Origin of the sequence: Spirillospora sp. NPDC049652, from assembly GCF_040675125.1 — a bacterium.
Taxonomy (GTDB): domain Bacteria; phylum Actinomycetota; class Actinomycetes; order Streptosporangiales; family Streptosporangiaceae; genus Spirillospora.
Window position 1 is genome coordinate 1 of the sequence record NZ_JBFAOF010000236.1, and the last position, 8,884, is coordinate 8,884.

At 72.5% G+C, this 8,884-nt stretch carries 8 protein-coding genes; 1 reads left to right on the forward strand and 7 read right to left on the reverse strand.

Features of this window, described 5'->3' with window-relative positions; genetic code table 11:
* The 3 genes from AB0J52_RS17320 to AB0J52_RS17330 all read right to left on the reverse strand — a co-directional run.
* On the reverse strand, positions 1 to 271 hold a 271-nt coding region (locus AB0J52_RS17320; RefSeq protein WP_500182598.1), incomplete at its 3' end, for a flavin reductase.
* Entirely contained in the window at positions 184 to 1,887 is a 1,704-nt protein-coding gene (sppA, locus tag AB0J52_RS17325) for a signal peptide peptidase SppA (protein WP_500182592.1), read from the reverse strand. The genes AB0J52_RS17320 and sppA, both read right to left, overlap by 88 nt.
* Positions 1,888 to 1,993: 106 nt before the next feature.
* A complete protein-coding gene (locus tag AB0J52_RS17330) occupies positions 1,994 to 2,479 on the reverse strand; it encodes a PaaI family thioesterase (RefSeq protein ID WP_500182593.1) in 486 nt (161 codons plus the stop codon).
* Between the two features lie 133 nt (positions 2,480 to 2,612).
* Between AB0J52_RS17330 and AB0J52_RS17335 the strand changes: the two genes are divergently transcribed.
* Positions 2,613 to 3,473, forward strand: coding sequence for an NUDIX domain-containing protein (locus AB0J52_RS17335; RefSeq protein ID WP_500182594.1), 861 nt, complete (start codon positions 2,613 to 2,615; stop codon positions 3,471 to 3,473).
* A gap of 36 nt (positions 3,474 to 3,509) precedes the next feature.
* Here the strand turns inward: AB0J52_RS17335 and AB0J52_RS17340 are convergent, their stop codons facing one another.
* The 4 genes from AB0J52_RS17340 to AB0J52_RS17355 form a co-directional block, all read right to left on the reverse strand.
* On the reverse strand, positions 3,510 to 3,875 hold the full coding sequence (locus AB0J52_RS17340; RefSeq protein WP_500182595.1) for an ACT domain-containing protein: 366 nt from the start codon (positions 3,873 to 3,875) through the stop codon (positions 3,510 to 3,512).
* On the reverse strand, positions 3,872 to 6,223 hold the full coding sequence (gene glgB, locus AB0J52_RS17345) for a 1,4-alpha-glucan branching protein GlgB (RefSeq protein ID WP_500182596.1): 2,352 nt from the start codon (positions 6,221 to 6,223) through the stop codon (positions 3,872 to 3,874). Before glgB ends, AB0J52_RS17340 begins: the two co-directional genes overlap by 4 nt.
* Positions 6,224 to 6,351: 128 nt before the next feature.
* On the reverse strand, positions 6,352 to 7,608 hold the full coding sequence (locus AB0J52_RS17350; protein ID WP_500182599.1) for a cytochrome P450: 1,257 nt from the start codon (positions 7,606 to 7,608) through the stop codon (positions 6,352 to 6,354).
* Between the two features lie 26 nt (positions 7,609 to 7,634).
* The coding region (locus AB0J52_RS17355) for a GH39 family glycosyl hydrolase (protein ID WP_500182597.1) at positions 7,635 to 8,884 on the reverse strand (1,250 nt) is incomplete at its 5' end.

The following is an 8,884-nucleotide window of genomic DNA, read 5'->3' on the forward strand; positions in this document are numbered from 1 at the left end:
GGCGCCGCAGCACCTCGGCGAGGTAGCCGTCCGACGCCACCCCGGCGAGGACCATCGGCGGCTCCAGCGACACCGACATGAACGAGGTGACCGTGGTGCCGAGGTCGTCCCGGCCGTCCCGGACGGTCAGCACCACGACCCCCGTCGCGAACCCCGCGACGGCCTCGGTGAACTCCGTCTCGTTCAGCGGATCTCCCAGGACCCGGGGAGGGTGAGCGGCCCGGCGGCGGGCAGGCCGAGCCGGGCGGCGATCCCGCCGAGCGAGCCCCAGCCTTCGAACCGCGCGGACGCGGCGGTGCGGTCCTCGCTGGACTCCGGCGGCCGCAGCCGCTCCAGCGGCGAGGTGTGCGGATACGTTCGGACCGGGGCGTCCGCCGCGAGCCCGGCCTTCTTCCGCGCCAGGTCGAACGCCAGGTCCAGGCCGCCCAGCTCGTCCACCAGGCCGTTCTCCCGGGCGTCCGCGCCCGTCCAGACCCGGCCGCGGGCCAGCTCGTGGACGCGCTCGCGGGTCATCCCGCGGCCCTCGGCGGCCTTCCGGGTGAAGTCGGCGTAGATCTTGTCGAGCGAGGCGTTGATCCGCTCCCACTCCGAGTCGCTGAAGTCCTTGGTCGCGCTGAACATGCGGGCGTGCGCGCCGTCCTCGACCGCGCCGAGGCCGATCCCGACCCGGTCTAGCAGGCCGTTCAGCACGGCCTTCCCGACGACCACGCCGATCGAGCCGGTGATCGTGCCGGGCTGCGCCACGATCGTGTCGGCGGCCATCGCGACGTAGTAGCCGCCGGACGCCGCGACGTCGCCCATCGAGACGACCACCGGCTTGCCCGCCTCGCGCGCGAGCACGACCTCGCGCCAGATCGCGTCGGACGCCACCGCCGACCCGCCCGGGCTGTTCACCCGGAACACGATCGCCTTGACCTTGTCGTCCTTCACCGCCGCGCGGAACGCCGCGCCGACCGTGTCCGAGCCCATCGCGACGCTCTGCCCCGGCAGCGGGCCGCCGCGTCCGCTGCGGCCGAGCCGGATCTGCCCGTGCCCGTTGATCAGCGCGATGCCGTCCTGGCGTCCGGGCTGCGGGATGCGCTTGGCCAGGCCGTGCGTCCGGTTGTACCGCGCGACGTACCTGAGCTGCGCGTCCTCGCCCGCCTTCGCCTTCAGGTGGGCGTAGACCTGGTCGCGGTAGCCGAGCTCGTCGACCAGCCCGGCCTCCAGCGCCTCGTCCGCCAGCAGCGGGCCCCTGTCGGTCAGCTCGCGGACGCGCTCCACGGTCAGCCCGCGCGCCTCCGCGATGCCCTTCGCGAGCTGCTCGCCGAGCGACTCGACGAGCCGCCTGGACGACTCCTCGTGCTCGGGCGTGTACCCCTTCTCCATGAAGGTGTTCGCCATCGTCTTGTACTCGTGGCGCTTGGCGAACCGCGGCTGGACGCCCGCCTTCTCCAGCGCGCCGGCGAAGAACGGCTCCTCCAGCGCCACGCCCGTCAGCCCGACCTCCCCGGTCGGCTGCAGGTACACCCGGTCGAACGCGGACGCCAGGTAGTAGGGCACGGTGCCGCGCCCGCCCTCGCCGAAGGTCTCGGCCCACGCCACGGTGTACTTCCCGGCCTCGCGCAGCGCGGCGACCGCCTCCCGGACCTCCTGGACGAGCGCCAGCCCGGTCCCGCCGGTCACCTTCACCACCAGCGCCTTGACCCTGGCGTCCGAGCGCGCGCGGCGCAGGCCGTCCAGGACGTCCCGCAGGTGCGTGCGGCGCATGGCGAGGAACATCGCCAGCGGATCGCCGGGCGGGGTCTCCACGATCCCGTCGGTCAGGTCCAGTTCCAGGACCAGGGGAGCGGTGCGGCGTTCGCGCGCCTGCCGGACGACCTTGACAACGTTGCCGGGATCTACCATGGCCCCACCTTATGCAACCCGTCCGCCCCCCGGACGGGACCCCGCGGCCCTGGCGCGGGCGGGTCAGCGGTGGGAGCCCGGGGCTTGGCGGGAGTTCAGCGAGGGTTCAGCGGGCGAACGCCTGGTTCGGGAGGACGGACGCGCTCGCCTGCGCGATGACGCGGCCGTCGGAGTCGGTGATCACGGCGTTGGAGACCATGCGGGTGCGGCCCGGGTGCACGCACGTCCCGGTCACCGTGTAGGTCCGCCCCGTCTGGACGGGCCGCAGGTAGTCCACGTTCAGGTTGAGCGTCAGCATCGGCATGAAGTGCTCGCAGGTGGACGCGCCCGCCAGGCAGCACGCGTTGTCGAGGATCATCGCGACGTAGCCGCCGTGCACGATGCCGCCGGGGTTGCAGAGCCGTTCGCCGGGTTCCCAGCCGAGCTCGATCCGGCCGGGCTCGGCGGCGGTGAAGCGCTGGCCGATGTGCTCGTCCACGCTGGAGACGTTCGGGAACCGGCCGTCCGCGATCGCCTGGATCAGCTCGGCTCCCGACAGCTCGTCCCACATGCGGGCGTGTTCGGCCTGGACGTTCCGGATATCGAGACTCAACACCGCTCCCTGACGGACGGGCGCGCGGCCGGGCGGCCGGCGCGGACCGGCCGGGGGCGGCCGGATACCCCGAAGGCTATTCGGACCTTACGGTGCGGGCACTGTGCACTTGCTCACGGCTAAGGTCGCGGACATGGGAGACGGGGACGGCTGGGCGCGCTGCGATCAGGGGCACAAGCACTGGGGGCGGTACGGCGCGTCCGGCCTGCTCCCTTACCACCGGGGCCGGGACGGCGTGGTCCGCGTGCTGCTGCAGCAGCGCGCGTCGTGGGGGAGCGGCGGCGGCACCTGGGGCATGTTCGGCGGCGCCAACCACAGCCACGAGGACCCGGTGACGGGCGCCATCCGCGAGACGGGCGAGGAGAGCACGTTCGACGCGTCCGGCGTCCGCCTCGTCGGGACCCGCACCGAGGACCACGGAAGCTGGTCCTTCACGTCGGTCGTCGGGTCCGTCCCCGAGATGGCCGACGTGAAGGGCGCCTCGTTCGAGACCCGGCGCGCCGCCTGGGTGCCGGTGGACGAGGTCGACTCCCTCAAGCTCTTCCCGCCCTTCGCCGGGAGCTGGCCGGTGCTGCGGGAGGCCCTGTTCCGGGTCGTCCTGATCGTGGACGCCGCGAACGTCGTGGGCGCCCGCGCCGAGCACGGCTGGTGGCGCGACCGCGCCGGGGCCAACGCCCGGCTGCGCGACGACCTCGCCGTCCTCGCGGGCGGCGTGGCCGGGCTCCCCGGCGGCGTGGTGCCGTTCGACACCATCTATCCCGACGTCGTCCAGGTGGTGGAGGGGGCGGCGCGCGACGTCCCGTCGGCGGGGCCGGTGGAGGTCAGCGCGGCTCCGCGCAGCGGCGACGACCACATCGTCGAGCTGGTCGCGGGGGCTGAACCGGACGTGAAACCGCTGGTCATCACCGCCGACCGCGAACTCAAGTCCCGCGTGGCCGAGGCCGGCGGAGCCGTCGCCGGCCCCCGCTGGCTCCTGGACCGCCTGCGCCCCTGACGCCCGCGACCGTCGCCGGCCGGAACCGCCGGCCGGTCACGCCTCGATCCGGTGCCCGGCCTCCTGGAGCGCGGCCTTCGCGGCGTCGAGCTTGTACTCGGGCACCAGGACGAGGTCCGCGTGGTACGTGGACGCGACGAACACCGAGATGCGGGCCTCGGCCAACGGGTTCACGAGGGCCGCGAGCATGCCGGGCGTGTCCAGCGAGTGCGCGGTGGCCCCGCCGTAGAAACCCACCCAGCGCTCGGCCTCCACGTGGGGCGGGGCCTCACGCAGCACCGTCAGCCCTTCGGGCGCGCGCACGAGGGCGACCCACTCGTCGTCCTCGGGGAACACCGAGTTGGGCAGATGCTCCAGGACGAACCGGTTCGGGACGATGCCGAGGATCTGAGCAGCGGTCATTCCGCCACTGTATTCACGTCCCCGGCTTTCCCGCCCGCATCCGCCGCCAGATCCGCCGCGACCGACGCGATCACCGCATCCGCCTCCGCGTCCCCCTTGGGCGCAGCCGGGTCCTGGTTCAGCTCGGGGACGAGCCAGACGACGCCGAGCGGCGGGACGCGCATCCGGGCCGAGGCGGGCATCGCGTGGAACGCCTCGTCCCGCGCCTCGACGCGTCCCATGTTGCCGACGCCGCTGCCGCCGTACTCGTACGCGTCCGTGTTGATCAGCTCCCGCCAGCCGCCGGAACGCGGCAGCCCGACCCGGTAGTCCTCGTGGACGTCGCCGGAGAAGTTCACGACGCAGGCCAGCGGCGTCCCGTCCTCGGCGTACCGGACGAACGACAGGACGTTGCCCGCCGCGTCGTTCGCGTCGATCCACTGGAAGCCGTCAGGGGACGTGTCGCACGCCCACAGCGCGGGCACCTCGCGGTAGGCGTGGTTCAGGTCGCGCACCAGCTTCTGCACGCCGATGTGGTTCGCGCCCTCCGCCGCGTTCTCCAGGAGCCACCAGTCCAGGGCGCGGCTCTCGTTCCACTCGGCGCCCTGGCCGAACTCCCCGCCCATGAACAGCAGCTGCTTCCCGGGGTGCGACCACATGTAGGCCAGCAGCGTCCGCAGGCCCGCGAACTTCTTCCAGGTGTCGCCGGGCATCTTCTCCAGCAGCGACCCCTTCAGGTGCACGACCTCGTCATGCGACAGCGGCAGGACGTAGTTCTCCGAGAACGCGTACACCAGCGAGAAGGTGATCTCGTTGTGGTGGTAGTTCCGGAAGACCGGGTCGTGCTTGAAGTAGTTGAGCGTGTCGTGCATCCAGCCCATGTTCCACTTGAAGCCGAACCCAAGGCCGCCCAGGTGGGTGGGGCGCGACACGCCCGGCCACGCGGTGGACTCCTCGGCGATCGTGACGATCCCGGGGTTCCGCTTGTAGGCCGTCGCGTTCATCTCCTGGAGGAACGCGATCGCCTCCAGGTTCTCCCGGCCGCCGTAGACGTTGGGCGACCACTCGCCGTCCTTGCGGGAGTAGTCGAGGTAGAGCATGGAGGCGACGGCGTCCACGCGGAGACCGTCCACGTGGAACTCCTCCAGCCAGTAGCACGCGTTCGCCACCAGGAAGTTGCGCACCTCCGCGCGGCCGAAGTCGAAGACGTACGTGCCCCAGTCGGGATGCTCGCCCCTGCCCGGATCGGCGTGCTCGTAGAGGGGCGTCCCGTCGAAGCGCGCGAGCGCCCACTCGTCCTTGGGGAAGTGCGCGGGAACCCAGTCGATGATGACGCCGATGCCCGCCTGGTGCAGCCGGTCCACCAGGTGGCGGAAGTCGTCCGGCGTCCCGAAGCGGGAGGTCGGGGCGTAGTAGGACGTGACCTGGTAGCCCCAGGACGGCCCGTACGGGTGCTCGGCGACCGGCAGGAACTCCACGTGCGTGAAGCCCATGTCCCGGACGTAGGCGGTCAGCTCGTCCGCGAGCTGGTGGTAGCTCAGGCCGGGACGCCACGACCCCAGGTGCACCTCGTAGACGCTCATCGGCTCGTTCTGCCACTGGCGGCCCTTGCGGCGGTCCATCCAGTCGCCGTCCGACCACTCGTAGGACGAGGTGAACACCCGCGACGCCGTCGCCGGAGGCGTCTCGGTGTACGCCGCCATCGGGTCGGCCTTGGTGCGCCACACCCGGTCCGCGCCGAGGATCTCGAACTTGTAGGTGTCGCCGTCGCCGACGTCCGGGACGAACAGCTCCCACACGCCGGTGGAGCCGAGCGACCGCATCGGGTGGGCGCGCCCGTCCCAGTGGTTGAAGTCGCCGACGACGCGCACGCCGCGCGCCGTGGGCGCCCACACCGCGAACGCCGTCCCGGTGACGGGGCCGAACGCCGAGTCGTAGGTCCGGACCCGCGCGCCGAGCGCCCGCCACAGCTCCTCGTGGCGGCCCTCGCTGATGAGGTGCAGGTCCAGCTCCCCGAGCGTGGGGAGATGGCGGTAGGGGTCGTCCTGGACGACCTCGGGGCCGCCGGGGTAGGTCACCGCGAGCCGGTAGTCGGGCACCGCCTGCGGCGCGCCGGGCTCACCGGACGCGTCGGACGGCCCGGACAGCGACGCCCCGGGCGGCAGCGTGCCGGTGAACACGCCCCCGTGGTAGTGCCGCAGCCGCTTGCGGTCGCCGTTCGGCAGCACCACCTCGACCCGTTCGGCGAGCGGGCGCAGCGCCCGGACCGTCACGCCGGACCGTCCGGGGTGCGCTCCGAGGACGGAGTGCGGATCGTGGTGTTCGCCTCCGACGAGCCGGTCGATCTCCGCGCGGGTCACTCGAGACATCGGCACTCCTCCCGGGGGTGGGGGCGATGGGGGCTGGGGGCCTCCCTAGCCATGCCCCGAGATTCGCCGGTCTCACGCGGAATCCGGCGTCATCCGGTCACACCCCGTCTCACCTGGGTCCGGCCCGCCTACGGGCGGTCCCAGGTGAAGGGGAGACGGGTGATGCCGTTGTCGAAGCTGGAGAGCAGGTATTCGGGCTCCGCGCAGGCCCGCAGGCCGGGCAGCCTGCCGAACAGCTCCTGGAACATGATCCGCAGCTCCATGCGCGCGAGGTTCGCCCCGAGGCACAGGTGCGGCCCCGGGCCGCCGAAACCCACGTGCGGGTTGGGGGAGCGGGTGATGTCGAAGGCGTCCGGGTCGGCGAACGCCTCCGGGTCGCGGTTGGCGGCCGGGTAGAACAGCACCACCTTGTCGCCCGCCCTCAGCGGATGCCCGTCCAGCTCGTGGTCGGTGGTGACCGTCCGGCGGAACTGGATGATCGGGGACGCGTGCCGGACGACCTCCTCGATCGCCGCGCCGATCCGCTCGTCGTACCGGGACAGCAGCAGTTCGCGCTGGTCCGGATGGTCGGTGAACAGTCTCAGGCCGTGCGCGAGCGCGTTCCGCGTGGTCTCGTTGCCCGCCACGAGCAGCAGGTCGAAGAACGAGCCGAGCTCCTTCACCGACAGGCGCTCGCCGTCCGGGTTGGCGTTGACGAGCGCCGACACCAGGTCGTCCGAGGGGTGCTCCCGGCGCGCCTCGCCCAGGCGCGCGACGAGCCGGTGCAGGTCCACGATCGCCTTGAGGTTCCCCGCCAGCAGCCGCATCGCGCGCGGGCTCGCCAGCGACCCCCGGACGCCGGAGTACGCGGTCATCGCGTCGATCCGCGACAGCACGTACGGGCGGGTCTCCTCCGGTATGCCCATCATCGAGCAGATCACGGTGATCGGCAGCCGCGCCGCGACCTGCCCGACGAAGTCGCCCGGCCCGTCCCGGCGGACGTCGTCGACGATGCGCGCCGCCGTCGCCCGGACGTCGTCCTCGATCTTCGCCAGCATCTTCGGCGTGAACGCGCGGAACACGATGCGCCGCAACCGCGCGTGCGCCGGGTCGTCCATGTTCACCATCGGCGTGCCGAACACCTTCGACAGCCACGGCGGGGGCTCCGGCGACGTCGCGGCCGGCTCGCTGGAGAACACCTTGGCGTTCCGGCTGGCCGCCACCACGTCCGCGTGCCGGACGAGCGCGTAGAAGCCCTTCCCCGACCGCACGAACGGGACGCGCGGCTCGGCGAAGTACACCGGCGCGCCGCGTTCGCGCAGGCGCGCGAAGTCGGCGAGCCGCTCCTCGGGCGGACGGTCCCAGAACCGGATGTCGACCAGGTCGATCCCGGCGGCGAGCGTCATCACGTTCCCTTCTGCGCTGGACCGGGTCACCGGCTCGTCCACCTGACCTCGTAGGGGGCCAGGGCGAGGTCGCAGCCGTCCACCTCGGCCGACACCGGCCGGTTCCGGGTGTTCACGACGACCATCTGGCGCGGCTGCGCCAGCACCCGGACGGACGGGTCGGACGACCGCACGTCCACGAGTCTCGTCTCCGGCGGGAACCAGCGGGCGAAGTTCTGCAACATGGCCAGGTTCGGCGTTCCGCCTCCGCCGCGCGCCGGGCCGAACCAGAGGCAGCCGGGGCAGTCCGCGGCCGCGGCCGTCTGCGGGCTCCAGTAGTACGCGCTGGACGCCCCGCCCTTGACGAACTCCATCATCGCGGCCGTCAGCACCGCGCCCCGGTGCTCGTCCGACCAGCCCGAGCCCTCCGGCTCGACGTACCACTCGGCCCACCACACGGGCAGCTTCGGATCCAGCGCGCGCAGCCACTTGGTGGTGTCGGAGAACTTGCCCAGCACCTGGAACTCGTCGACCTTGGCGGCCCTCTCCTGCGGGAGGGACGAACCGTCCACGGCGAGGAAGTCCGCGCCCGCCTTGTGCCGGGACCAGTACTCGACCGCGTCCAGGCCGCGCTGGTCCATGCTGCCCCAGGCGCCGCGCAGCCGCGACGGCGGACCTGCGCCCCGGCCCGGGGCGTCGCTGTTGAGGACGATGTACGGGCCGCCGACCCGGAGCTCGGGGTTCACCTTCTTCAGCGCCGCGTACACCTTGTTGTAGAGCCGGGTGTAGCCCTCGTAGTCCCAGCGGTTCGCGCCGTTGTTCCAGAAGCCCTTGAACTCGTTCCAGACGGCGTAGTACTTCACGTCCGGGTAGCGCTGCGCGACCTTGGCGGCGAGGCTCGCGAAGTCGTCGAAGTGCCGCGGGTCGACGGCGTCCTCCAGATGCGTCCAGTCGGTCTCGCCCTGCGGGCCGCCCTTCATCCAGTCGGGCGAGCAGCACAACGTGATCACCGGCGTGCCCCGGGTCTCGCGGATGACGTCCATCCGGTGGTCGAGCGACGCCCAGTCGTACTCGCCGGGACTCGGCTCCGGATTGTCCAGCCCCCACCCCATGATGGGCGTGACCTGCGGCATCGCCTGCCGGGAGAGGTCGCCGAGCGCCCGCGCCGGGCTGTGCCGCGCGTCCAGGCTGACCTGCGTGTGCGTGAAGCCCCAGGCGGGCCAGCCCTTCGGCGCGCCCGGCGCGACCCGGGACGCGGGCGCCGCCGGACCGGACGGCCCGAACCCGGCCCCGCCCG

Coding starts and splice junctions, on each gene's coding strand:
- sppA (WP_500182592.1), bottom strand. CDS start 1,887: ATGGTAGATCCCGGCAACGTTGTCAAGGTCGTCCGGCAGGCGCGCGAA.
- AB0J52_RS17335 (WP_500182594.1), top strand. CDS start 2,613: ATGGGAGACGGGGACGGCTGGGCGCGCTGCGATCAGGGGCACAAGCAC.
- AB0J52_RS17340 (WP_500182595.1), bottom strand. CDS start 3,875: ATGACCGCTGCTCAGATCCTCGGCATCGTCCCGAACCGGTTCGTCCTG.
- glgB (WP_500182596.1), bottom strand. CDS start 6,223: ATGTCTCGAGTGACCCGCGCGGAGATCGACCGGCTCGTCGGAGGCGAA.
- AB0J52_RS17350 (WP_500182599.1), bottom strand. CDS start 7,608: ATGACGCTCGCCGCCGGGATCGACCTGGTCGACATCCGGTTCTGGGAC.